Source organism: Rhodococcus sp. PML026, from assembly GCF_000963615.1.
Lineage (GTDB): Bacteria > Actinomycetota > Actinomycetes > Mycobacteriales > Mycobacteriaceae > Rhodococcoides > Rhodococcoides fascians.
In genome coordinates this window covers 634469-658441 of the sequence record NZ_KQ031375.1, presented here as the reverse complement: position 1 = coordinate 658441, position 23973 = coordinate 634469, and the positions used below count along the sequence as shown (strand labels likewise).

At 65.3% G+C, this 23973-nt stretch carries 24 protein-coding genes; 22 read left to right on the top strand and 2 right to left on the bottom strand.

Annotation, left to right across the window (positions count from 1 at the left end):
- The first annotated feature begins 19 nt into the window (after positions 1–19).
- The 10 genes from coaD (at position 20) to smc (ending at position 9429) form a co-directional block, all read left to right on the top strand.
- Complete coding sequence (gene coaD, locus VF34_RS18555; protein ID WP_027496670.1) at positions 20–508, top strand: pantetheine-phosphate adenylyltransferase; 489 nt, start codon at positions 20–22, stop codon at positions 506–508.
- A 183-nt stretch (positions 509–691) separates the two neighbouring features.
- The gene (locus VF34_RS18550; RefSeq protein WP_045841865.1) at positions 692–1483 is read left to right on the top strand and encodes a DivIVA domain-containing protein; all 792 of its coding nucleotides are present in this window, start codon (positions 692–694) and stop codon (positions 1481–1483) included.
- A 91-nt stretch (positions 1484–1574) separates the two neighbouring features.
- Positions 1575–2183 carry a YceD family protein gene (locus VF34_RS18545; RefSeq protein ID WP_027496671.1) on the top strand — a complete coding sequence of 203 codons (609 nt, stop codon included), beginning with the start codon at positions 1575–1577 and terminating at the stop codon, positions 2181–2183.
- Complete coding sequence (gene rpmF / locus VF34_RS24745) at positions 2184–2366, top strand: 50S ribosomal protein L32 (protein ID WP_032397784.1); 183 nt, start codon at positions 2184–2186, stop codon at positions 2364–2366.
- Between the two features lie 26 nt (positions 2367–2392).
- A complete protein-coding gene (rnc, locus tag VF34_RS18540) occupies positions 2393–3175 on the top strand; it encodes a ribonuclease III (protein ID WP_045841864.1) in 783 nt (260 codons plus the stop codon).
- Entirely contained in the window at positions 3175–4041 is an 867-nt protein-coding gene (gene mutM / locus VF34_RS18535) for a bifunctional DNA-formamidopyrimidine glycosylase/DNA-(apurinic or apyrimidinic site) lyase (protein ID WP_045841863.1), read from the top strand. The genes rnc and mutM overlap by 1 nt, the downstream gene beginning before the upstream one ends.
- A gap of 57 nt (positions 4042–4098) precedes the next feature.
- Complete coding sequence (locus VF34_RS18530; RefSeq protein ID WP_045841862.1) at positions 4099–4527, top strand: OsmC family protein; 429 nt, start codon at positions 4099–4101, stop codon at positions 4525–4527.
- Positions 4527–5423, top strand: coding sequence for an SMP-30/gluconolactonase/LRE family protein (locus VF34_RS18525; protein ID WP_045841861.1), 897 nt, complete (start codon positions 4527–4529; stop codon positions 5421–5423). Before VF34_RS18530 ends, VF34_RS18525 begins: the two co-directional genes overlap by 1 nt.
- Positions 5420–5695, top strand: coding sequence for an acylphosphatase (locus VF34_RS18520; protein ID WP_027496676.1), 276 nt, complete (start codon positions 5420–5422; stop codon positions 5693–5695). The genes VF34_RS18525 and VF34_RS18520 overlap by 4 nt, the downstream gene beginning before the upstream one ends.
- Positions 5696–5754: 59 nt before the next feature.
- The gene (gene smc / locus VF34_RS18515; protein WP_045841860.1) at positions 5755–9429 is read left to right on the top strand and encodes a chromosome segregation protein SMC; all 3675 of its coding nucleotides are present in this window, start codon (positions 5755–5757) and stop codon (positions 9427–9429) included.
- A 7-nt stretch (positions 9430–9436) separates the two neighbouring features.
- On the opposite strand, the gene VF34_RS18510 is transcribed toward smc, so the two are convergent.
- A complete protein-coding gene (locus VF34_RS18510) occupies positions 9437–10069 on the bottom strand; it encodes an MSMEG_1061 family FMN-dependent PPOX-type flavoprotein (RefSeq protein WP_045841949.1) in 633 nt (210 codons plus the stop codon).
- Between the two features lie 97 nt (positions 10070–10166).
- Here VF34_RS18510 and ftsY point away from each other — a divergent pair, with 97 nt between their 5' ends.
- The 12 genes from ftsY to trmD all read left to right on the top strand — a co-directional run bounded on the left by ftsY (position 10167) and on the right by trmD (position 22968).
- Entirely contained in the window at positions 10167–11543 is a 1377-nt protein-coding gene (gene ftsY, locus VF34_RS18505; RefSeq protein ID WP_045841859.1) for a signal recognition particle-docking protein FtsY, read from the top strand.
- Positions 11544–11729: 186 nt separating this feature from the next.
- On the top strand, positions 11730–13034 hold the full coding sequence (locus tag VF34_RS18500; RefSeq protein ID WP_371832919.1) for an ammonium transporter: 1305 nt from the start codon (positions 11730–11732) through the stop codon (positions 13032–13034).
- 72 nt (positions 13035–13106) lie between these two features.
- Complete coding sequence (locus VF34_RS18495; protein WP_019664269.1) at positions 13107–13445, top strand: P-II family nitrogen regulator; 339 nt, start codon at positions 13107–13109, stop codon at positions 13443–13445.
- Complete coding sequence (locus VF34_RS18490; protein WP_027496681.1) at positions 13435–15966, top strand: [protein-PII] uridylyltransferase; 2532 nt, start codon at positions 13435–13437, stop codon at positions 15964–15966. Before VF34_RS18495 ends, VF34_RS18490 begins: the two co-directional genes overlap by 11 nt.
- Before the next feature lie 202 nt (positions 15967–16168).
- Positions 16169–17128, top strand: a complete 960-nt coding sequence (locus VF34_RS18485; RefSeq protein ID WP_045841858.1) for a M23 family metallopeptidase — start codon at positions 16169–16171, stop codon at positions 17126–17128.
- Between the two features lie 153 nt (positions 17129–17281).
- Positions 17282–18841: a signal recognition particle protein gene (gene ffh, locus VF34_RS18480; RefSeq protein ID WP_032366589.1), complete on the top strand. Its 1560-nt coding sequence runs from the start codon at positions 17282–17284 to the stop codon at positions 18839–18841.
- Positions 18842–18852: 11 nt separating this feature from the next.
- Entirely contained in the window at positions 18853–19971 is a 1119-nt protein-coding gene (locus VF34_RS18475) for an amidohydrolase family protein (protein ID WP_027496684.1), read from the top strand.
- Complete coding sequence (locus VF34_RS18470; protein WP_080731228.1) at positions 19964–20839, top strand: CPBP family intramembrane glutamic endopeptidase; 876 nt, start codon at positions 19964–19966, stop codon at positions 20837–20839. The genes VF34_RS18475 and VF34_RS18470 overlap by 8 nt, the downstream gene beginning before the upstream one ends.
- A gap of 171 nt (positions 20840–21010) precedes the next feature.
- Positions 21011–21490: a 30S ribosomal protein S16 gene (gene rpsP / locus VF34_RS18465; protein ID WP_027496686.1), complete on the top strand. Its 480-nt coding sequence runs from the start codon at positions 21011–21013 to the stop codon at positions 21488–21490.
- Positions 21487–21729, top strand: coding sequence for an RNA-binding protein (locus VF34_RS18460; RefSeq protein ID WP_027496687.1), 243 nt, complete (start codon positions 21487–21489; stop codon positions 21727–21729). The genes rpsP and VF34_RS18460 overlap by 4 nt, the downstream gene beginning before the upstream one ends.
- A gap of 15 nt (positions 21730–21744) precedes the next feature.
- Entirely contained in the window at positions 21745–22284 is a 540-nt protein-coding gene (gene rimM, locus VF34_RS18455) for a ribosome maturation factor RimM (RefSeq protein ID WP_027496688.1), read from the top strand.
- A 3-nt stretch (positions 22285–22287) separates the two neighbouring features.
- Positions 22288–22968: a tRNA (guanosine(37)-N1)-methyltransferase TrmD gene (trmD, locus tag VF34_RS18450; RefSeq protein ID WP_045841857.1), complete on the top strand. Its 681-nt coding sequence runs from the start codon at positions 22288–22290 to the stop codon at positions 22966–22968.
- Between the two features lie 5 nt (positions 22969–22973).
- Here the strand turns inward: trmD and VF34_RS18445 are convergent, their stop codons facing one another.
- Positions 22974–23930 carry a serine hydrolase gene (locus tag VF34_RS18445; RefSeq protein WP_052718693.1) on the bottom strand — a complete coding sequence of 319 codons (957 nt, stop codon included), beginning with the start codon at positions 23928–23930 and terminating at the stop codon, positions 22974–22976.
- Between the last annotated feature and the right edge of the window lie 43 nt (positions 23931–23973).

The following is a 23973-nucleotide window of genomic DNA, read 5'->3' as shown; positions in this document are numbered from 1 at the left end:
AGCTGATAGGTTCGCGGGCATGACTGGCGCACTGTGTCCTGGATCCTTCGACCCGGTGACCATCGGTCACCTGGATATCTTCGAGCGCGCGGCGGCCGCCTTCGACGAGGTGGTGGTGACGGTGATGGTGAACAAGAGCAAGAAGGGCATGTTCAGCGTCGAGGAGCGGATCGAGATGCTCGAGGTCGCGACCGAGCATCTGCCTAACGTTCGGGTCGGTTCGTGGTACGGCCTGCTGGTCGATTACGCACGGCAAGAGGGCTTTTCGGCGATCGTGAAGGGTCTTCGGAGTGCTGTCGACTTCGATTACGAGTTGCAGATGGCGCAGATGAACCGGACGCTGACCGGAGTGGACACGGTGTTCCTCCCTGCGAATCCGGCGCACAGTTTTCTGTCGAGCTCGTTGGTCAAGGAGGTGGCCACGTTCGGGGGAGACGTCACCGGTATGTTGCCGCCGTTCGTGCAGGACCGGTTGATGTCGCGTATCGCCGAGCGTGCCGCCCAGTAGTTCGATGGCCCAGTAGTTCGATGGCCCAGTAGTTCGATGGCCCAGTAGTTCGAAAGGGCGACACACCGGGTGGGTATAGCGCAGACCGGCGTATCGGCGGGCAGACTGAACAGCGAAGAACTGTGGGTGTCGTCTGCGAAGCAGATGCGTTCGCGGTGGCAGATTCGACGATTGGGGTAACCGGTGTACCGCGTATTCGAGGCGCTCGACGAGCTCGTCGCCATTGTCGAGGAGGCGCGCGGCGTTCCGATGACTGCCGGGTGCGTCGTCCCTCGCGGCGATGTCCTGGAACTGCTCGACGACGTCCGTGACGCCATCCCCGGCGAGCTCGACGATGCGCAGGACGTGTTGGATCATCGCGACAAGCTGGTGGGTGACGCGCGGGCGACGGCGGAGAAGACCGTCACCAGTGCGAACGCCGAAGCTCAGGACACGGTGGAGAACGCACGCGACTCGGCGGACCGCATTCTCGCCGACGCCAAAGCCCAGGCCGATCGCATGGTGTCCGAAGCGTCGGCGCATGCCGATCAGCTCGTGGCCGATGCCGAAGCCGAGGCCGAGCGAACGGTTCTCGAAGGCCAGCGTGAGTACGAGGCGCTGACCGTTCGCGCTCGCACCGAGGCCGATCGGATGATCGAGTCCGGTACGGCGTCGTACGAGCGGTCGGTCGCAGACGGCACCGCCGAACAGAACCGGCTCGTCTCGGAGACGGAGGTCGTTCAGGCGGCCCACGCCGAGTCGGCTCGGGTGATCGACAGCGCGCACGCCGAATCCGATCGGATGCGCAGCGAGTGCGACGTCTACGTCGACACCAAGCTTGCAGAGTTCGAGGAGTTCCTCAGCGGCACCATTCGGTCGGTGGGTCGCGGTCGGCAGCAGCTGCGCACCGGCTCGGGCGTCCCGGACTACGGCAACGAACCGTACGGTGACACCTCCTACGGAAGTGCAGACCAGGGACGTCGTAGTCGGCACTGACCCGTCACGATTTGCTCACGTATGCGCAGATGCGTATCGTTGTGTGGTTGCTTACCGACAGTAGGCACACCGACAGTAAGGAAGATCAGCCGTGCCCCCGCCCAAGAGAACGACGCGTCCCGAACTGGACGCAGGATTCGTTCTGGACATTCTCAACCTCGGTCGTCGACCCGGGTCGACGAAAACCATCGAGCGGACGGTTCCGGCTCCTTCTCGAATCGGCCTCGATGCCATCGCCATCGAAGCCGGTGTACCGGTTTCGCTCGATCTGCAGTTGCAGGCGGTATCCGAGGGCGTTCTCGTCACCGGTTCCGTGCGAGCTGCCACGGCCGGTGAGTGCACGCGCTGCCTCGACCCGGTCACTGGCAATGTCGACGTCTACCTCACCGAGCTGTTCGCTTACCCGAACAGCATCACCGAGGAGACGACGGATGCGGACGAGATTCACCGTATCGTCGACGACCTGATAGACCTCGAACCCGTCATCGTCGACGCGGTCGGTCTGGAGCTTCCACTCCACCCCGTCTGCAGTGACGAGTGCGAGGGATTGTGCCCAGAATGCGGCGTTCGCCTGGCGATTGCTGAATCCGGCCACAGTCACGATACAATTGATCCTCGCTGGGCTGGACTTGCAGCCAAATTTGGCGTGGATCCAGAACCGAGCACAGAACTTGTGAACAACGAAGCCGAGGAGAAGTAAGTGGCTGTCCCGAAGCGCAAAATGTCGCGTTCCAACACGAGGTCGCGTCGTGCACAGTGGAAAACCACTGCGCCCACCCTCGTGACGTGCCCCAACCGTGGTTGCGGCGAGAAGACGCTGCCCCACATCGCGTGCCCTTCGTGCGGTACCTACAAGGGCCGCCAGGTCGTCGCAGCGGTCTGATTCCCGCTCAGGTGACAAACGAAGTAGTGGACCGACACAACGGCGGGCCACAGAACAATAGCTCCACTGCCGTCAGCGGCGGGGACGACCGAGAGTCGCTCCTCGCCGCTATCGGTGTTTCTCTGTCCGAACCCTTGTTGACCCTCGCTCTGACGCACCGGTCGTTCGCCTACGAGCACGGTGGTCTGCCGACCAACGAACGGCTCGAGTTCTTGGGCGACTCCGTGCTCGGCTTGGCGGTCACCGAGCACCTGTACGCGGTGCACCCCACCAAGTCCGAAGGTCAGCTGGCCAAGATCAGAGCCAGTGTGGTCAACATGCATGCGCTCGCCGAGGTGGCTCGTGATCTCGGTGACGGCGGCCTCGGTCGTCATCTGTTGCTGGGTAAGGGCGAAGAGCAGACCGGCGGGCGCGACAAGCCCAGCATCTTGGCCGACGGTATGGAGTCCTTGCTGGGTGCCATCCACTTGCAACACGGAATCGATGTTGCCCGCACCGTGGTTCTGACACTGTTCGCCGGCTTGCTCGATCGGGCTCCCAAGCTCGGTGCGGGTCTGGATTGGAAGACCAGCCTGCAGGAGTTGACTGCGGAACGTGCACTGGGTGTCCCCGCGTACGAGATCTCGTCCACCGGACCCGACCACGACAAGGAATTCACGGCCACTGTGCTCGTCGGCGGATTCCCGCGCGGCGTCGGGGTGGGCCGGTCGAAGAAGGAAGCCGAGCAGAAGGCTGCCAGCACGGCGTGGAACTCGTTGTCGGACAATGAGACTCCTGTCGTTGCCGACTCCCCATCCGACTCTTCCTGATGCCCGAACTGCCTGAGGTCGAGGTGGTCCGGCTCGGCCTGGAATCCCACGTGGTCGGCAAGACGGTGCGCTCGGTGGAGGTGCTACATCCTCGCGCCGTGCGGCGACACGACCTCGGCGGCCTCGATCTGATCGGCCAATTGCGGGGCCAGCGCATCGCTTCGGCCCAGCGGCGTGGCAAGTATCTGTGGCTGGTGATGGCACCCGGCGATTTCGCGACCGTCGTCCACCTGGGTATGAGCGGGCAGATGCTCGTGCAGCCTCCCACTGCCCCGGACGAGAAGCACCTGAGAATTCGAGCTCGCCTGGACGACGGTAGCGACCTCCGCTTCGTCGACCAACGGACCTTCGGCGGTTGGGCACTCGCTCCGATCGTGACGGTGAACGGGACCCAGGTACCCGAACCGGTCGCGCACATCGCCCGCGATCCTATCGACCCACTGTTCGATGCCGAATCGGTGGTGAACGTGTTGCGCGGCAAGCACACCGAGATCAAGCGGGCACTGCTCGACCAGACCGTGCTGTCCGGTGTCGGCAACATATACGCAGACGAAGCGTTGTGGCGCGCGAAGATTCACGGCAATCGAATCGCAGAAACACTGACGCGTCCCGCGCTGCGGCGTCTGCTGACCGGGGTCCACGCGGTGATGGGGGAGGCCCTCGCTCAAGGCGGAACGTCCTTCGATGCGCTGTACGTCAACGTCAACGGGCAGTCCGGCTACTTCGACAGGTCGCTCGATGCCTACGGGCAGGAAGGACTGCCCTGTTCGAGGTGCGGCGCACCGATCCGGCGCGAAAAATTCATGAACCGCTCCTCGTTCAGCTGCCCCACCTGCCAGCCGCGGCCGCGACACCTCCGGACCTGACTGCACAAGGTCATTCCGCAGGCTCCACTCCTGAACCGCCCGCCTAGTATTTCGGTCATGGCAGAACAGAGCACGCCGACCAACCTCTGGGTCGAGCGCACAGGCACACGTCGATACACCGGTCGCAGTTCGCGGGGAGCCGAGGTGCTCATCGGGTCCGAATCTGTCGAGGGTGTTTTCACTCCGGGGGAGCTGCTCAAGATCGCCCTCGCGGCGTGCACGGGCATGAGCTCCGACGTCCCGCTCTCTCGTCGACTCGGTGACGACTACTCCGCCACCGTCGAGGTGTCCGGGGCCGCCAACCGCGAGAACGAGCTCTATCCCGAGTTGAACGAGATCCTTCGAGTCGACCTCAGCGCGATGGACCCCGAGGCGCAGCAACGCCTGCTGACCGTCGTCGAGCGTGCCATCGACAAGGTGTGCACGGTCGGGCGGACCTTGAAGGCCGGAACGACGATCAACCTGGACATCGACGTGGACGCCTGATGAAGTCTCGGGCGATCCTCACCGCGGCGTTGCTCTGCGGCGCGTCGATCGCCGCGGCCCCGGCCGCACAGGCGTCGAGTGCGTGCACTCCGTGGTCTGTCCGCACTGTGGCGTCGGGATTCGGGATGCTCGAGAATCTCGAGTTCGACGGCCGCGGTTCGATGATCGTTTCCGAGACGTCGCCGATCGGACCGGGTGCTCTACGTAGCGTTGCGCCGAACGGAGACCGGGGCACTCTGGTGTCGGGCGTCGAGTCACCCGGCGGCTTGGTACGGGACGGAGACACCTTGTACTTCACCACCGGAAACAGCGCGGCCGCAGGACTTTTCGATTCCTCTTCCGGAACGATCGACGCGCTCGATCTCGATACCGGCGGTCGCTCGACGTACGCGTCGGGTCTGACGATGCCCAACGGACTGGCGAGATCGGAGACGGGTGATCTCTTCACCACCCGTAATCTGGGTGTCGCTGCAGGCCTGAGCCGGATCGCGACCGATCGCACCGTGTCGACGGTACGTACGGATCTGGGGTCTGCCAACGGGATTGCGATTGCGCGCGGAAAGATCTACGTGGGCAACACGTTCGATGTCGAGCCCGTCGTCTACGTCCTCGACGAGCAGGATCCGTCCGGTTCGGTCTCGCGTGTTCGCGTCGACGGATTCGGACCACTCACCATGTCGGACGACCTGACCGTGGGTGTCGACGGAATGATCTATCTCGCACAGAATCTCGCGGGACGAGTTATTCGCATCGACCCGACGTCGGGGTCGTCGTGTGTCGTGGCGACAGGTGTGTCGCTGACATCTGCGGTCGCGTTCGGCGGGGTGGGATTCGACCCGACGTCGTTGTACGCAACGAGTTTCGACGGATCCGTCCGAGAGTTGAGCCCGGCATGAACGACGAGCGTCTGACGGCGTGGGTGCACGGCCTGGTGCAGGGCGTCGGGTTTCGGTGGTGGACTCGATCGCGTGCTCTCGAACTCGGTCTCGTCGGTCATGCGACCAACCACGCCGACGGACGGGTGCTGGTGATCGCCGAGGGACCGCGCGATCGTCTCGACGCGCTTCTCGAACTGCTACGCGGCGGTGGAACCCCCGGCACGGTGACGCTCGTCGTCGAGAGTTGGGGGTCGGCCCGCGGTGATCTGAGCGGTTTCGTCGAGCGCTGACCTGCACTACCGGAGGCTGGGCGCGCGGGTGGGCACCTGGCCGGTAAAGTACGGACGCTATGTATCTGAAGAGTCTGACGCTCAAGGGCTTCAAGTCCTTCGCTTCGGCGACGACTCTCCGATTCGAGCCCGGTATCACCTGCGTGGTCGGACCGAACGGCTCCGGTAAATCGAATGTCGTGGACGCTCTGACCTGGGTGATGGGCGAGCAGGGTGCCAAAGCCCTGCGCGGCGGCAAGATGGAAGACGTCATCTTCGCGGGAACCTCGGGTCGAGCGCCGCTGGGTCGGGCCGAGGTGACGCTGACGATCGACAACTCCGACGGAGCGCTGCAGATCGACTACTCCGAGGTATCGATCACCCGCCGCATGTTTCGCGATGGTGCCGGCGAGTACGAGATCAACGGAAGCTCCTGCCGTTTGATGGACGTCCAGGAGCTGCTGAGCGACTCCGGTATCGGGCGCGAGATGCACGTGATCGTCGGGCAGGGCCGGCTGGCGGCGATTCTCGAATCCCGCCCGGAGGACCGGCGAGCATTCATCGAGGAAGCTGCCGGCGTTCTCAAGCACCGCAAACGCAAGGAAAAGGCGGTCCGCAAACTCGACGCGATGCAGGCCAATCTCGCGCGACTGACCGATCTGACGACCGAACTGCGTCGGCAACTCAAGCCGTTGGGTCGGCAGGCCGAGGTCGCACGTCGAGCGCAGACGGTGCAGGCAGACCTGCGCGACGCTCGCCTCCGGCTGGCGGCAGACGATTTGGTGGCCAGGCGAGAAGAATTCGCCAACCAGACGCAGGACGAGGAAGCGGCTCGCGAGCAGTATGCGATGGTGCAGGACGCCCTCGAGGCGGGGACCGTAGCCCTCGCCGAACACGAGCAAGCCGTCGCTCGCCTGACGCCCAGCGCCGAAGCAGCCGGGCAGACGTGGTTTCGACTTTCCGCGCTGGCCGAACGAGTCAACGCGACTGTTCGCATCGCGCACGAGCGGGCCCGGCACCTCGACTCCGTGCAGAGCGCCGGTCGAGGGCAGGACCCAGACGAGCTGGAGGCACAAGCCGAGCGGGTTGCCGAAGAAGAGATGGAACTCGTCGAAGCCGTGGAGATGGCGCGGGAAACCCTCGAGGCGGCCCGCGAACAGTTGGCCGAACGAGAGTCGGCGGCTGCGGCTGCGGAACGGGCGCACCTGGCGGCCGTGCGTGCGGTGGCCGATCGCAGGGAGGGCTTTGCACGCTTGTCCGGGCGGGTCGATACCTTCCGGACCAAGGTCGAATCTATCGACGCCGAGGTGGCACGCCTGTCGGTGGCCATCGACGAGGCCCGTGAACGGGGCGAGGCGGCCCAGCGCGAGTTCGAGAGCGTGCAGGACCAGATCGGTACCCTCGACGCCAGCGAACTGAGCTTGGACACCCACTACGAGCGCGCAGTGGCTGCGCTACGTCATGCCGATGCGCGTGTCTCGGAATTGCAGGCCGAGGAACGGACCGCGGGTAAGCGGGTGGCGTCCTTCGAAGCAAGGATCGAGGCGCTGACGATGGGCCTCGAACGAAAAGACGGTGCCGGCTGGTTGGTGGAGAACGAACAGGACGGACTGTCGGGACTGCTGGCCGGGCACCTGACGGTCGAGCCGGGATACGAGATCGCGGTCGCAGTCGCGATGGGACCGGCGGCCGACGCTGCCCACGCCGAGTCCTTCGCCGCTGCCCGCGATGCAGTCCTGGCGCTCCGCGCCGCGGACGGTGGTCGCGCAGCCATAGTGCACAGCAGTTCCGTTGCAGTGCAACCACTCTCACGTCCCGAACTTCCTGATGGCGCGCGGTGGGTGCTCGATCTCATCGACTACCCGGACCGCCTGGCCGGTGCCATGACGGCATTGCTCGACGGCGTGGTTGCCGTCGACTCGCTCGACACCGCGCACCGACTCGTCTCCGACAACGGCCGACTGCGCGCGGTGACCAAGGACGGCGACGTCGTCGAACCCGGGTGGGTGACCGGAGGATCGGACCGACGGCCCAGCACGCTCGAAGTGCAATCCGCCATCGACACCTCGACCGTCGAGCTGGCTGCGGCCGTGCGCCGGGCCGAGGAACTCGATGCAGCGCTCTCCGGTGCACTCGCGGAACAGCGCGACCGACGTGAATCGGCGGAGCAGGCTCTGGCTGCCCTCAATGAATCCGATGCCGCAATGGCAGCTGTGTACGAGCAGCTGGGCAGGCTCGGTCAATTGGCGCGGTCTGCTCATGCCGAGTCGGCACGGTTGACGACGCAGCGTGATTCGGCAGAGACGAGTCGCGAGGAAGCGGTCGCTCGGCTGGCCGAGCTGGAAGACAGCCTGCGATCTGCCGAGGACGAACAATCCGGGTTCGTGGGAGACGGTGAGAGCGGCGACGCGGCTACCACGATGGAGCGTGAAATGGCGGCGGCCGCACTCACCGAGGTTCGCGCCGTGGAAGTCGAAGCTCGGCTGAACGTGCGCACCGCGGAGGAGCGTGCGCAGTCGGTCCGGGGACGGGCAGATTCGCTACGCCGGGCGGCGCGAGCCGAGCGGGAAGCCAGAGCCAGGGCCGAGAGGGAGAGCGCGGCTCGGCGTCATGCTGCCGCGGTCGCTGCCGCAGTGGCGGAGTCGGGTGAAGAGCTCGCGACTCGTCTCGGGGCGGTCGTCGCTGCTGCCGCACGACGGCGCGACGAGCTCTCGGCCGAACGGACAACGCGCACAGCCGAACTCGACACGGTCAAGGAGCAGGTTCGGGCACTGCAGGGACAGTTGGCCTCGATCACCGACGCGGTGCACCGCGACGAGGTGGCGCGTGCCCAGGCCGCCCTGCGCATCGAGCAACTCGAGACGACCATTCTCGAACAGCACGGGATCGGGCTCGACGATCTGGTGGCGGAATACGGCCCCGACGTCCCGCTGCCTCCGACCGAACTCGAAATGGCCGAGTACGAGGCGGCCAAGGAACGCGGTGAGCAGGTGGTGGCACCCGCCCCGATGCCGTTCGACCGCGCCACTCAGCAGGCGCGTGTCAAACGCGCCGAACGGGATCTGGCCACGCTCGGCAAGGTGAACCCGCTGGCTCTGGAAGAGTTCGCGGCACTGGAAGAGCGATACAACTTTCTGTCCACCCAGCTCGAGGACGTCAAGTCCGCGCGCAAGGACCTGCTCGGGGTCGTCGCCGACGTGGACGACCGCATCCTGCAGGTGTTCACCGAGGCCTGGCTGGACGTCGAGCGTGAATTCACCGGTGTCTTCGCCAAACTGTTCCCCGGGGGCGAGGGACGGCTGATTCTGACCGACCCGTCGGACATGCTCACCACCGGAATCGAAGTGGAAGCACGGCCGCCCGGCAAGAAGGTCAAGCGGCTGTCGCTGCTGTCCGGCGGCGAGAAGTCGCTGACGGCCGTTGCGATGCTCGTGGCGATCTTCCGTGCTCGACCGTCGCCGTTCTACGTGATGGACGAGGTCGAAGCAGCGCTGGACGACACCAACCTGCGGCGACTCATCGGATTGTTCGAGCAACTCCGTGAGAAGTCGCAACTGATCGTCATCACGCACCAGAAGCCGACGATGGAAGTGGCCGACGCCCTCTACGGCGTCAGTATGCGCGGCGACGGCATCACCACCGTCATCTCGCAGCGGCTCAATCGCGAGCGTGTCGCCGTCGATGCAGTCGAAACCGCAGTCGAACCCGCCGAACCGGACGTGTCGGTGCCCAGCGACACCGATACCGCAACGTGAGGTTGCGCTACTTCTCGGGGTAGAGCTGCTCGGCGTAGGAGGGCCCGTAGTACTCGCGGAGTTCTTCCACCGTTTCGGGTGCCTGCGGAATCAACGCTTTCGTCAAGGACGCGACATCGGGAATGGAGTCCGCATCCCACGTGTCCGGCTGCCACAACTTGGACCGCATGAATGCCTTGGCGCAGTGGTGGAACACCTGCTCGATGTCGACGACGAGGCACATGATGGGTCGGTGGCCCTTGACCTGTAGTTCGTCGAAGAACGGTGCGTCGGTCACCAGCGACGCGCGACCGTTGATGCGCAGGGTGTCGCCGCGCCCCGGCACGAAGAAGTTCAGGCCGACGAACGGATTCTCGAGAATGTTGCGGTAGCCGTCCATTCGACGATTACCGGGCCGTTCGGCCAGTGCGATCGTGGCCTCGTCGATGACGTGGACCAGGCTGCCAGGCGGATCACCCTTGGGGGAGACGTCGCACCGCCCGCTCGCGTCCGAGGTTCCCATCAGGCAGAAAGGCGAGGCCGCGAGCCATTGCGCGTCGAGTGGATGCAGGGTCCGGCGATCCTTGTTGGCCGCCCGAAAGCTGGGTTCGCCGAACATGGCGGTCAGTTGGTCGGCGTCGCGCACCGTGGTCCACGTCATGGCGACGATGCTATCGACACGACCCGGACGGCGGACAGTCCATTTCGGCGATGCACCACCGATGCGTTCGGTCGTGACCACCTGAGAGGATGGTCACGTGAGTAATCAAGCGTGGATCATCGTCGCGGCGATCGCTGCCGTCCTGCTCGTCGTCCTCGTCGTCGGGTTCGTTCTGTCCCGTCGCCGGAGAGTGTCCCTCAAGTCGGACGAGGCCGCCCGAATCGAGGACGCGGCCACCAAGGACAGATCCGGTGGCTACACCGCGGGCAGCGGTTTCTCGTTCAGTCAGGGCACTGCGACCGCCGAGCCCGTCCCGCCTGCCCCGAAGCCCGTCCCGCCTGCCCCGAAGCCTGTCGAGACCTTCCCGGTCGAGCCGACGCCGGTGCCACCCACCCACACTCGGGACGAGCCGGAGGTCCTCGACCCCGAGGTTCCGGTCGTCGAGCCTCAGGTGCCGGTTGTCGAGCCCGCCGAGCCGGCCGAGCCCACCGCGCCTGCGGTGCCGGAACCCGCCCCGGACGCCGAGGCACCTGCTCGTCGACTGGACACCATCGATCCGACCGAAGGTCGGTTGGACCGTCTTCGTGGACGTCTGGCTCGTTCCCAGTCCGCGGTGGGCAAGTCCCTGCTCGGATTGCTCGGCGGCGGAGACCTGGACGAGGACTCCTGGGAAGAGGTCGAGGACACGCTGTTGATCGCCGACATCGGCTCGGCCACGACGACGGAGATCATGCGCACGCTGCGCGAGCAGATGGCAGCTCGCAGTATTCGTACCGAAGCCGATGCGCGAGCCTTGCTGCGGGAAATTCTGGTGGCGCAACTGCATCCGGAGTTCGATCGTTCGATTCGCGCGCTTCCGCACGACGGCGCGCCTGCGGTGTTGTTGGTCGTCGGAGTCAACGGCACCGGCAAGACCACGACCACCGGCAAGCTCGCCCGTGTCCTGGTCGCGGACGGCCGGCGAGTGCTCCTCGGTGCGGCCGACACGTTCCGCGCTGCTGCCGCGGATCAGCTGCAGACCTGGGCCGAGCGAGTCGGTGCCGAAGTGGTGCGCGGTAATGAAGCCGCCGACCCGGCCGCCGTTGCCTTCGACGCGGTGAGCAAGGGAATCGAGAACGGAGTCGACGTGGTGCTGGTCGACACCGCAGGTCGCCTGCACACGAAGTCCGGTCTGATGGACGAGCTGAGCAAGGTCAAACGCGTCATCGAGAAGCGGGCCCACGTCGACGACGTGCTGCTCGTTCTGGATGCGACGGTCGGCCAGAACGGACTGACTCAGGCGCGCGTCTTCGCCGAGATCGTGGACATCACCGGTGTCGTGCTGACCAAGCTCGACGGAACCGCGAAGGGCGGCATCGTTTTTCAGGTACAGCGGGAACTCGGGGTACCCGTCAAGCTCGTCGGTCTCGGCGAAGGTGCCGACGATCTGGCTCCGTTCGAGCCAGGGGCGTTCGTCGACGCACTGCTCGGTTGATCGACCTCGCCGGGGCTCCGCGAACCGGGTAAAAAGCACAAACGCCAGCACGAAACCTTTTAGCAACAGAATTCGGTCATGCGTTCACATGCCCGAAACACCCGAGTGTCACGGATGAAACTTCGTGAAACCACTCTTCTTGCGTAACGGCGCGCCAACCGGTGTGCAGGAGAATGGAGGGTGTACGTGAGTCCCGAGGATATGTTGGCCAACTCCGGCAACGCCGCGTGGATGCTGATGGCAGCATCGCTGGTACTGCTGATGACGCCGGGCTTGGCGTTCTTCTACGGCGGTATGTCGCAGTCGAAGTCCGTGTTGAACATGATGATGATGTCGTTCGGAGCTATGGCCGTCGTCTCGATCATCTACTTCCTGTGGGGATGGTCGATGTCCTACGGCACCCAGGACATCGGCGGTATCTTCGCCAACCCGTTCGAGTTCTTCGGACTCAAGGATTCGATCACCGACGCGGACGGCAACTACATCGCCGGCGCATGGGGTTACGCCAACGTCATCGACGTAGCGTTCCAGGTCACGTTCGCCATCATCACGGTCGCCCTGATCAGCGGCTCGATCGCCGGTCGAGTCAAGTACGGCACCTGGCTCGCCTTCGCCGGAATCTGGGTCACCCTCGCGTACTTCCCGCTGGCACACATGGTCTGGGGTGGTGGGCTGCTGTCGGGCTCCGAGAAGGGCTTGGCCGCAAAGATTTTCGGAACGATGGTCAACGACGACGGTGACACCGTCGCCAACGTCGCACCGATCGACTTCGCCGGTGGAACCGTCGTGCACATCAACGCCGGTATCGCAGGCCTGATCCTGGCGATCATCATCGGCAAGCGAGCCGGATTCGGCAAGGTCGCCTACCGTCCGCACAACCTTCCGTTCGTCATGCTCGGCGCAGCGCTGCTGTGGTTCGGCTGGTTCGGATTCAACGCCGGTTCGGCATTCGCCGCCGACGGCATCGCAGGCGTGGCCTGGGTCAACACCACCGCGGCCACCGCAGCGGCCATCGCAGGCTGGCTCATCACCGAGCGCATCCGCGACGGACACGCAACCAGCCTCGGTGCCGCATCGGGCATCGTCGCAGGTCTGGTCGCCATCACCCCGGCCGCCGGCGCGCTCACCCCGGTCGGAGCCATGATCCTCGGCGTCATCGCCGGCGTGCTGTCGGCTCTCGCCGTCGGACTGAAGTTCAAGTTCGGCTACGACGACTCGCTCGACGTCGTCGGCGTCCACCTGGTCGCAGGCCTGTGGGGCACCATCGGAATCGGCTTCCTCGGATCCGAGACCGGCCTGTTCTACGGTGGTGACTACAAGCAGCTCGTCGTGCAGATCGTCATCGCGTTGTTCGCATTGATCTTCACGGCAATCGTGACCGCGGTCATCGCCTTCGCTCTGAAGCCGCTGGGCTGGCGCGTGACGGACGAGGAAGAGGCGAACGGCATCGACGAGGCCGAGCACGCCGAGACTGCATATGATTTCGCCTGACAAGGTAGAGATAGAGATGAACGCTGCACCGTACGACAACGGGCACTCGAGGTCTTGTGAAGGGAAGCAAAAATGAAGCTGATCACGGCAATCGTCAAACCGTTCACCCTGGAGGACGTCAAGACGGGGCTGGAACAGGCCGGCGTGCTCGGAATGACCGTCAGTGAGGTTCAGGGCTACGGCCGCCAGAAGGGCCACACCGAGGTCTACCGAGGTGCGGAGTACTCGGTCGATTTCGTTCCGAAGGTGCGTGTCGAGGTAGTCGTCGACGACGCCGCCGTGGAGAAGGTCGTCGAGGTCATCGTCGAAGCAGCCCGCACCGGCAAGATCGGGGACGGCAAAGTGTGGGTTTCCCCGGTGGATTCGGTCATCCGAGTCCGTACCGGAGAACGTGGCGCCGATGCGCTCTGACCCCACAGGGTCTCGGTCCGGGGGCCCCGGTTCTGGCGCACGCGCGCCAGAACCGGGGCCTTCGGTCTCTACGGGCTCCGCATCGAAGGGCACGAGCGATGCAGCTGCGGATCTCGCTCGGGCCAGAAAGCAACTGCTCGACGGCGGCACCCGCAACCGCCGACTCGATGCGCCCTCGCTCAGGCAGGCGCTCGTCGATCTTCACGAGTTCTGGCTGACCACCAAGGGCGCAGAACTGGGCGTGAAGCCGGATTCCGGTTTCGCGATAGTCGCAGTAGGAGGTCTGGCGCGTCGCGAACTGCTGCCGTACTCCGACCTGGACTTGATTCTGTTGCACGACGATCTCGACCCCCGCATCGTGGCCGACGTCGCCGACAAGCTCTGGTATCCGTTGTGGGACGCCCACATCAAGCTCGATCACAGTGTGCGTACCGTGCCGCAGGCCCTGCAGGTTGCCGCGGCGGACATGACCGCGGCACTCGGCATGCTCGAAGCACGACACATCGCCGGTGACGTGGAATTGAGCAACCTGTTGATCGGTGGCATACGTCGGCAGTGGCGCACCGGAATTCGCGGTCGCTTCGACGAGCTGATCGGCCAGACTCAGGGGCGCTGGGCACGAAGCGGCGAGATCGCACACCGTGCCGAACCCGACCTCAAGAGCGGCCGCGGCGGGCTGCGCGACGTGCAACTGCTCGACGCCCTCTCGATTGCTCAGTTGACCGATGGCATGCCCGGGTTGGGACCCGAATCACCCGGCGGCGGTTTGGCATTCGCGCACGGGCGACTTCTCGACGTGCGAACCGAACTGCACCGGGTGGCCGGTCGTGCCCGAGATCAGCTGCGTGCGCAGGACGCCGACGAGATCGGTGCTGCGCTTCGCATCGGCGATCGGTTCGATCTCGCTCGTGTGCTCAGCGATTCGGCACGCACCATCAGCTACTCGGTCGATGTGGGTTTGCGTACCGCCGGCAATTCGCTTCCACGACGCGGTCTTTCGCGTCTACGTCGCGTACCCGTTCGCCGTCCGCTGGACGAGGGAGTCGTCGAGCACGCGGGCGAGGTGGTGCTGGCACGCGATGCACGACCGAACAAGGATCCGGGTTTGATAATGCGGGTTGCGGCAGCGTCGGCTCAGACCGGCATGCCGATGTCTGCCTCCACGCTCAACCGTCTGTCCGACAGCGCCCCCGAACTCCGTGAGCCGTGGCCCAAAGAAGCACTCAACGATCTGTTGGTGCTGCTGGGATCCGGCCGCAAGGCCATCGCGGCCATCGAGGCGCTCGATCGAACCGGATTGTGGGGCAGGCTGATTCCGGAATGGGGTGCGGTTCGAGATCTACCGCCTCGGGATGCGGTGCACACCTGGACGGTGGATCGACACCTGGTCGAAACTGCCGCGTACGCAAGTGCATTGACCACACGCGTCGCTCGTCCCGATCTGCTGGTCCTCGGCGCGCTCGTCCACGACATCGGAAAGGGACGCGGCGGCGACCACAGCGTCGTCGGTGCCGATCTCGCCGTTCAGATCGGTAACCGGCTCGGCTTGTGGCCCTCCGACGTGGCCCTGCTGACGGCAATGGTCCGCTATCACCTCCTGCTGCCGGAGACTGCCACCCGGCGCGATCTGGACGACCCGGCAACCGTGCAGACCGTCGTGGATGCGCTCGGTGCGGACACCGTTCTGCTGGAGCTTCTGCATGCACTCGCCGAGGCGGACTCTCTCGCGACCGGACCCGGGGTGTGGGGGGACTGGAAGGCGTCGCTGATCCGTGAACTCGTTCGTCGTTGTCGGCTGGTGATGGCGGGAGAGACTCTGCCGTCGCCGGATCCGCTCGACCCGGCGCACATCGAGTTGGCCTCGCGCGGGGGAGTGCACGTCGACATCACGCCCACCGACGGTCTGCACACCTTCGTCGTGACCGTGGTTGCACCCGATACTCCGGGACTGCTGTCCGACGCGGCCGGAGTGCTGGCACTGCATTCCTTGCGGGTGCTGTCGGCCTCGCTCGGCAGTCACGACGGTTCGGCGATCAACTCGTTCGATGTCGCACCCTTGTTCGGTGCTCCACCGCAAGCGGGGTTGATCCGGCAGGAGATCATCCGTGCGCAGGCGGGCGAGCTCGACCTCGTCGCCGTGCTCGACGCGAAGGAACGAGACGCCCGAGTCGAGACCTCGGACGAGGACGGCGAGGATTCGGCTGTGCCGGTCCTGTACGCCCAGGCTCCGCCTCGGGTGTTGTGGTTCGACGACAACGAACCGGGTCAGGTCGTGCTCGAACTGCGAGCCGAGGACCGCCTCGGCCTGCTGTGTCGATTGGCGAGCGCAATCGAGCAGCAGGGATTCGATATTCGCTGGGCGCGGGTATCGACGCTGGGTAGTTCTGTGGTCGATTCCTTCTGCATCGACTTGGCCGGCGCGGACAGTCGGGCTGTGCGCGAGGATCTCGAACGCGCGCTCCTCGCCGTCGTGCCATCGCCGGAACCGCCCAAACCCCCGGAAAAGCCCGAGGGCACTTGACCGTTGGTCGGAAGTTCGTCGGAAACCGACATGCCGTGGTGACATTTCACGAACTTCCGGCCGATGGGTTTACCCCCGAGACCGATTTGTTATGTTCGTCACCTGACGCAGCAGGCCCTTCGGGCCGAACTGCCGGCTCCGCTGCTCGAACGTCTCGTCGTTCCTGCAGGCTCCAATTCTGACATTTCGAGAGGCGCGCACTGTGGGATCACACCGACGGTCGAACATCTACGTACCGGCCGAGACGGCATCGGGTACGCCCGGTGGCAAGCATCGCGCCGCGGAGGAAGTTCAGGACACCGGCAGGCGTGCGGCCACCATCGTCGCCGCAACCGGTGCCATCGTCGTCGGCGCGACCACCATGGGCGCGGGCACCGCAGGCGCGGCACCCGTCCCGGAACCGCCCGCGGCCGGATTCCCCTTCGCCGTCCCGGAGGGTTTGCTGCCTGCCGGATTCGAGCCGCCCCAGTTCGTGCCACCGCAGTTCGTGCCACCGCAGTTCGAGTTGCCGCAGTTCGCGGCGCCTTTCGGTGCGCCGCCGCAGGCCGCACCGGACTTGGCTCCGGCCCCACAGACCGATCTTTCGGCAGTCCCGTCGGACGCCGCGACACAGGCACCGACTCCGGGGCCGCTCGCCGCTCTCGGCCCCGAGGTGGACGCCGCGGCCCAGCAGTGGCTCGACGACGTCGGACTCGGTGGAACGGGTGCCGGGCCGGCGTCGCCGCTCGAGAGTTTGCGTTCGTTGAAGAAGGCGACGGTCCAGCCCGTCGCCGGAGTGTTGACGTCGAACTTCGGTTCGCGGTGGGGCACTCAGCACAGCGGACTGGACATCGCCGCCCCGATCGGCACGCCCATCTACGCTGCAGCCGACGGCACGGTGTCCGATGCGGGACCGGCGTCCGGGTTCGGACTCTGGGTCAAGGTTCTGCACGACGACGGCACCGAGACCATCTACGGACACGTCAACGACTTCTCGGTGCAGCCCGGTCAGCGGGTCACAGCCGGAGAACAGATCGCAACTGTGGGCAATCGCGGTCAGTCGACCGGCCCGCACCTGCATTTCGAGGTGCACGATCCCGCCGGCGTCAAAGTCGATCCCGCACAGTGGCTCTCCACCCGCGGCGTCGCTGTGACGTGGAGTGATTCGGCAAGCAAGGCCTGACCGGTCGCACCGCACCGAACGGACTCACTGCCCGACGCCCTGAGCGAGGATAAGGTGGGCTGGCGTTAGTCTGGTGACAACGCCGGACTCGGTCTGGTGACAGTGCCGGACTCGGCTCGTTTTCGGTGATCGGCTAGCTCAGGAGTGCAATCGGTGTTCGAATCCCTTTCCGACAGGTTGACCGGGACTCTCAAGGACCTGCGTGGCAAAGGTCGACTGTCCGGTGCGGATATCGACGCCACAGCCCGCGAGATCCGACTGGCCCTGCTCGAGGCGGACGTGGCGTTGCCCGTCGTGCGGGAGTTCATCAACCGAATCAAGGTCCGCGCCAAGGGTGCCGAAGTATCGGGCGCACTCAACCCGGCTCAGCAGGTCGTCAAGATCGTCAACGAGGAACTGGTCGGCATCCTCGGCGGCGAAACACGCAGACTGGTGTTCGCCAAGAACCCGCCCACCGTCATCATGCTGGCCGGCCTGCAGGGTTCCGGTAAGACGACCTTGGCGGGCAAGCTCGCCAAGTGGCTGAAGGGGCAGGGTCACACCCCGCTTCTCGTCGCCTGTGACCTGCAACGTCCCGGTGCCGTCAGCCAGCTCCAGATCGTTGGCGAACGGGCAGGCGCGGCAGTCTTCGCCCCGCACCCGGGCACGTCCATCGGCGGTGGCGAGAACGCGCTCGGCGTGTCGGCCGCGGACCCGGTCGAGGTGGCCCGCGCCGGAGTGGCCGAGGCTCGCAGCAAGCAGTACGACGTGGTCATCGTCGACACCGCAGGCCGTCTCGGTATCGACACCGAGCTGATGAGCCAGGCCGCCGGGATTCGCGACGCGGTCGAGCCGGACGAAACCTTGTTCGTTCTCGACGCCATGGTCGGCCAGGACGCCGTCAGCACCGCCGAGGCGTTCCGCGACGGAGTCGGCTTCACCGGTGTCGTGCTGACCAAGCTCGACGGCGATGCCCGCGGCGGCGCAGCACTGAGCGTGCGCGAGGTGACCGGGCAGCCCATCATGTTCGCGTCGACCGGCGAGAAGCTCGAAGATTTCGACGTCTTCCACCCCGACCGCATGGCCAGTCGCATCCTCGGCATGGGCGACGTGCTCAGCCTCATCGAGCAGGCCGAGCAGCACTTCGACGCCGAGCAGGCCGAGGCCACCGCCAACAAGATCGGCTCCGGCCAGCTCACGCTCGACGACTTCCTCGAGCAGATGATGGCCGTCCGCAAGATGGGGCCCATCGGAAATCTGTTGGGAATGTTGCCCGGCGCGGGCCAGATGAAAGAACTGGCCAATGTCGACGAGAAGCAGCTCGACCGGGTGCAGGCGATCATTCGCGGCATGACGCCGCAGGAGCGCACCGACCCGAAGATCATCAATGCCTCCCGACGACTGCGGATCGCGAACGGCTCGGGCGTGAAGGTCTCCGACGTCAACCAATTGGTCGATCGGTTCTTCGAGGCACGCAAGATGATGTCGGCGATGGCCGGTCGGATGGGCATGCCGGGTGCGCGAAAGCAGGTGCGCAACAACAAGAAGGGCAAGAAAGGCAAGAAGGGTGCTCGCGGGCCCACACAGCCGAAGATCCGCGGCGGGTTCCCCGGAATGCCGGGTGGAATGCCTGCCGGAATGCCCGACCTGTCGTCGATGCCCAAGGGCCTCGATCAATTGCCGCCGGGACTCGAGGGAATCGATCTCTCGCAGCTGAAGCTGCCGAAGAAGTAAGCGGGCCTGCGGTGTCGGCATTGCGGGTGCGGGGACGCGGGCTGCCGGACGAGTCCCCGATCGACCTGTGGATCGACGGCGGCGTCCTGTCCACGGAGCCCATCGCCGATGCCGACTTCATCCACGACGGCGGGTGGATACTGCCCGGGCTCGTCGACGCGCACTGTCATGTCGGCATCGAGTACGGCGGAGGACACACCGACCTGGCCGGGTCGATCGCGCAGGCCGAGACCGAACGAGGCGTCGGGGCTCTGCTGCTGCGTGACGCGGGATCTCCGGTCGACACGCGGGCGTTGGACGACCACGACGATCTGCCACGCATCATCAGGGCGGGGCGGCACATCGCCTCCCCGAAGCGATACATCCCTGGCCTGGCGATCGACATCGAGGACGAATCACAACTTCCCGAGGCGGTGGCGCAACAAGCGCGATTCGGCGACGGGTGGGTCAAGCTCGTCGGTGACTGGATCGACCGCTCGGTGGGAGACCTCCGGCCCCTCTGGAACGACGCGATCCTCGTCGACGCCATTGCCGCGGCCCATGCGGAAGGGGCACGCGTCACCGCGCACGTCTTCGGGGAAGACGCGCTCCCCGGACTGATCGCGGCAGGCATCGACTGCATCGAACACGGCACCGGCCTAACCGACGAGACCATCGAGATGATGGTCGAGCACGGGACAGCGTTGGTGCCGACGTTGATCAACATCGAGACCTTTCCCGGCATCGCGGACTCGGCCACCCGCTACCCGGTCTACGCCCGGCACATGCGCGCGTTGCATGCGCGAGTCGGCGATACCGTCGGCCGTGCCCACGACGCAGGTATCCCGATCTTCGCCGGAACCGACGCCGGCGGATCCATCGCGCACGGCCGCATCGCCGACGAGGTGGACGCTCTGGGACGCGTCGGATTGTCACCGACCGACGCGCTCGGTGCTGCTTGCTGGGACGCCCGGTCGTGGCTGGGGCGAGGCGGGCTCGAGCACGGTGCGCCCGCCGATCTCGTCGTGTACTCCGACGACCCGCGCGGGGGAGCGGACGTGTTGTCCAACCCCGAGCTGGTGATTCTGCGCGGCCGCGTGACCGATCGTCGTGGACGCGCCGCGAGTGGATCGGGATACGTCGATGGTTGATCCGCGGCAAGGCCCGGACCGATTCGATGCCGACCAGTTCGGCCGCACACCAGGAGGCGCGGGGGAATTCGACGTGAACCGGCCCAGCTGGGCGGGAATGGCACCGATGAATCACGTGCAACAGCAGGGCTCGGGACTGTCCGAGACCTACTGGCGTGCCGAAGCAGCGGCCGAGGAGCGCAGACCCGGCCAACGGTGGGGACTGCCGGCGGCCGCCCTCGTGCTCGGCCTCAATCTTGCCGGGTTCCTGCTCCTCGGCCTGGTCGTGTCCTCGGAGTCCTCGCCGCTGTTCGTCGTGGGGATCATGATCCCGAGCCTGCTCGCCGCAGGACTGGCGGTGGCGGTGACGATGTCGAGGGGCAACGGCCCCGTCGTCGACTTCGGGCTACCGAGATCCGTTCACGAACTCGTCGGTCATATCCGATCGGGTCTGGCCTGGGGCGGAGTCGCCCTCGTCGGTGGAGTGCTGCTCGCACTCGTGCTGCTCTCGCGTATCGATTTTCAGGATCAGGCACCGCTGGGCGGTATGGCAGACATCGCCGTGGGGTGGAAAGTCGTTTTCGCCGTGTGGATTTGGATCGGCGCACCGATCTGCGAAGAAACGATGTTCCGCGGCATGTTGTGGGGAGCTCTCGAAAAGCGCACTCGACCCATGCCGATGGCGTGGCTGGGCAACCGCTGGGTGGTCCTGGTGATCACGGCGGTGATGTTCGCGATCTGGCACCGAGAATGGTGGCGCTTCGTCGTCCTGCTGTGGGGAGGACTCGCCATCGGCATCGCGAGAATGAGAAGTGGCTCGATCGTCGCGTCGACCACGGCTCACTCCGTCAACAACACCTTTCCGGCTTTGGTGATTCTGCTGGCCTGACCGGGCGATTGAGGGTATCGGGTGGTCGTCTGGCAGAATGGACCGCTGTTCGCCCGTCTCCGGTTACGTACCGCGCGGCGGTCACGACAACTCCAACGCAAAACCGGGTTCGCATGCCGTGCGAACCGCTGAATTGCGCAGTGACCACTCCTCGAAAGGCTTCACCAGAACATGGCCGTCAAGATCAAGCTCATGCGTATCGGCAAGATCCGCACCCCGCATTACCGCGTCGTCATTTCCGACGCCCGCACCCGCCGTAACGGCCGTGCAATCGAGACCATCGGGACGTACGAGCCCAAGCAGGACCCCAGCGTCATCGAGATCAACTCCGAGCGTGCGCAGTACTGGCTGGGCGTCGGCGCGCAGCCGACCGAGCCCGTCGAGGCACTGCTGAAGATCACCGGCGACTGGCAGAAGTTCAAGGGCCTACCCGGCACCGAGGGCACCCTCCGCGTCGCCGAGCCCAAGCCGTCCAAGCTCGACCTCTTCAACGCTGCGCTGGCGCAGGCGGATTCCGAGCCCCAGGGCGAGGCCACCACCGCCAAGAAGAAGAAGGCACCGAAGTCGGACGATTCCGCTGCCGCGGACACCACCGACGCTGCAGCAACCGAGACGGCAGACGCGCCGGCCGCCGAGGCTGCTGAGAAGTGAGTGCCGTTGTCGCCGATGCCGTCGAACATCTCGTTCGCGGCATCGTCGCCAATCCCGATGACGTTCGCGTCGAGATGATCACCGGCCGTCGTGGACGCACCGTGGAAGTTCACGTGCACCCCGACGACCTGGGCAAGGTCATCGGACGCGGTGGTCGCACCGCTACGGCGCTGCGCACTCTCGTCTCCGGAATCGGTGGTCGCGGCATCCGAGTCGACGTCGTCGACACGGACCAATAGGTCACGTAACCCATCATGGAGCTGGTCATCGGTCGTGTCGCCAAGTCGCACGGCATCAAAGGTGAAGTGGTTGTCGAGGTTCGCACCGACGACCCCGACGACAGATTCGCCGTCGGCACTGTTCTGCGTGGCCGCAAGCCACGATCGAATGCACAGCCCGTGACACACACGGTGGACGCCGTCCGGGAACACTCCGGGCGGCTTCTGCTGCGTCTGAACGGCATCGACGACAAGACCGCAGCGGACGAATTGCGCGGGATTCTCTTCGTCGTCGAATCCACCGATCTCCCGCCGTCCGACGATCCGGACGAGTTCTACGATCACGAACTCGAAGGCCTCACCGTGGTACTCACCGACGGTTCGGTCGTCGGTACCGTCCGCGAGGTCCTGCACTCGGCAGCAGGCGAACTGCTGTCCATCACGCCGAGTGCTGACGAGGAATCCGGTCGTTCCGAGATACTCGTACCTTTCGTCTCGGCCATCGTGACCTCTGTGTCGTTGGCAGACAAGACAATCGAGATCGATCCGCCCGAGGGCTTGCTGGATCCGGAGTAGTTCGTGCGCCTCGACGTCGTCACCATCTTCCCGGAATACCTCACCCCACTGCGTACTGCTCTGCTCGGTAAGGCGATCGATCGCGGGCTGGTATCGGTGGACGTTCACGACCTGCGCTCCTGGACCCACGACGTGCACAAGGCCGTCGACGATTCCCCGTACGGCGGCGGGCCGGGAATGGTCATGAAGCCGACCGTCTGGGGTGACGCACTCGACCACGTGCTGACCGAGGAGTCGCTCCTCGTCGTCCCCACTCCCGCAGGGGTGCCGTTCACACAACGTACGGCCGAAAGATGGTCCACCGAACAGCATCTCGTGTTCGCGTGCGGTCGCTACGAAGGCATCGATCAACGCGTGTTCGACGACGCCGCACGCCGCGTTCGGGTCGAGGAAGTCAGCATCGGAGACTACGTTCTCATCGGCGGCGAGGCGGCAGTACTGGTCATGGCCGAGGCCGTCGTCAGATTGATGCCGGGCGTACTCGGCAATCAGCAGTCGCACCAAGAGGATTCGTTCTCCGATGGGCTGCTGGAAGGTCCGAGTTACACCCGGCCGGCCCAATGGCGAGAACTCGACGTCCCCGAGATTCTGTTGTCCGGCGACCACGCGAAGATCGCCGCCTGGCGTCGAGAACAATCTCTGCGCAGAACAGCGGACCGACGCCCGGATCTACTGACGGACTGACGTTTTCAGCTGATTCTGCCGTCGGGGAACAACATCGACACGAAGCCGGTCAGGGTGTCCCGTGCGTGCAGTGCGCTGGCGTCGTCGGTCACGTCGACGACGGCCGTGTCCGGGTAACTTTCCATGTCGTCGGCGTAGAAGATGTCTTCACGGGACGACAGGGCCAGTACGTAGCGATTGTCCGCGCCGATGGTTCCCGTCGACAGATGGACCCACCGATCGGACACGCAGCACATCCAGCCCTGCTTGACTGCATGCACGGTCTCGCCAGGTAAGCCGTCGACGATCCCGAAGTGTTGCTTGTAGCCGTCGGCAGCTACGGGGGCCGAGCGTCGCAGCATTCCGATGATGATGTCGGTCGACGCGGTGGTCAGGCCGCCGCTGCCGTTCAGCAGCCCGGCGTAGTAGCCGACCAGGTCACTGGGAGTCGTTTCCGTGTTGTACCACTGGTCGTCGCCGGGAGCGTCGGTGTTCCTCAGGGCATATCGCGCCGCGACTGCGCGGACGATCTCGGACGAACCGTATCGATACCAGAGCGTGTATGCGGCATTGTCGTCGGAGAACTCGAGCATGCTGGTCATCGTGGCCAGCTCGTCGGCGGAGACGGGGCGGTTCTGCGACTGCGCCTCGAACATCACCTCGTCGGCAATGAAGAGCTTGGAGACCGACGCCGTTTCGATCGGCTCGTCGGCATCGCTGCTGTAGTAGGAACCGGTCTCTCGATCCAGCAACGCGAAGTTCACATCGGCACCTCGGGCTTGCGCCGATTCCACCGCCATCGGAATACGCGCTTCCAAGGCCACGCCGTCGACCTTCTGGATATCCGGGAACGGTGATGCCGATGTCTCGGCCGAATCCCTGCCACCGGGATCGCCGGCCTGATCATCGGGCGGTACGGAGCACGCGCTCAGGACCAACAGTGCGGCGCAGGTGGCGGTCAGTAACCGAGCCCCCCTGACCATCTACAGAACTCTCCCGCACATAGAACCGCTGACCGACCTGTCC

Bases quoted from the DNA above. Each gene is read 5' to 3' on its own strand.
- coaD (WP_027496670.1), top strand. From the start codon at position 20: ATGACTGGCGCACTGTGTCCTGGATCCTTCGACCCGGTGACCATCGGT.
- mutM (WP_045841863.1), top strand. From the start codon at position 3,175: ATGCCCGAACTGCCTGAGGTCGAGGTGGTCCGGCTCGGCCTGGAATCC.
- VF34_RS18530 (WP_045841862.1), top strand. From the start codon at position 4,099: ATGGCAGAACAGAGCACGCCGACCAACCTCTGGGTCGAGCGCACAGGC.
- VF34_RS18525 (WP_045841861.1), top strand. From the start codon at position 4,527: ATGAAGTCTCGGGCGATCCTCACCGCGGCGTTGCTCTGCGGCGCGTCG.
- VF34_RS18520 (WP_027496676.1), top strand. From the start codon at position 5,420: ATGAACGACGAGCGTCTGACGGCGTGGGTGCACGGCCTGGTGCAGGGC.
- smc (WP_045841860.1), top strand. From the start codon at position 5,755: ATGTATCTGAAGAGTCTGACGCTCAAGGGCTTCAAGTCCTTCGCTTCG.
- VF34_RS18510 (WP_045841949.1), bottom strand. From the start codon at position 10,069: ATGACGTGGACCACGGTGCGCGACGCCGACCAACTGACCGCCATGTTC.
- VF34_RS18495 (WP_019664269.1), top strand. From the start codon at position 13,107: ATGAAGCTGATCACGGCAATCGTCAAACCGTTCACCCTGGAGGACGTC.
- VF34_RS18490 (WP_027496681.1), top strand. From the start codon at position 13,435: ATGCGCTCTGACCCCACAGGGTCTCGGTCCGGGGGCCCCGGTTCTGGC.
- VF34_RS18470 (WP_080731228.1), top strand. From the start codon at position 19,964: ATGGTTGATCCGCGGCAAGGCCCGGACCGATTCGATGCCGACCAGTTC.
- rpsP (WP_027496686.1), top strand. From the start codon at position 21,011: ATGGCCGTCAAGATCAAGCTCATGCGTATCGGCAAGATCCGCACCCCG.
- rimM (WP_027496688.1), top strand. From the start codon at position 21,745: ATGGAGCTGGTCATCGGTCGTGTCGCCAAGTCGCACGGCATCAAAGGT.
- VF34_RS18445 (WP_052718693.1), bottom strand. From the start codon at position 23,930: ATGGTCAGGGGGGCTCGGTTACTGACCGCCACCTGCGCCGCACTGTTG.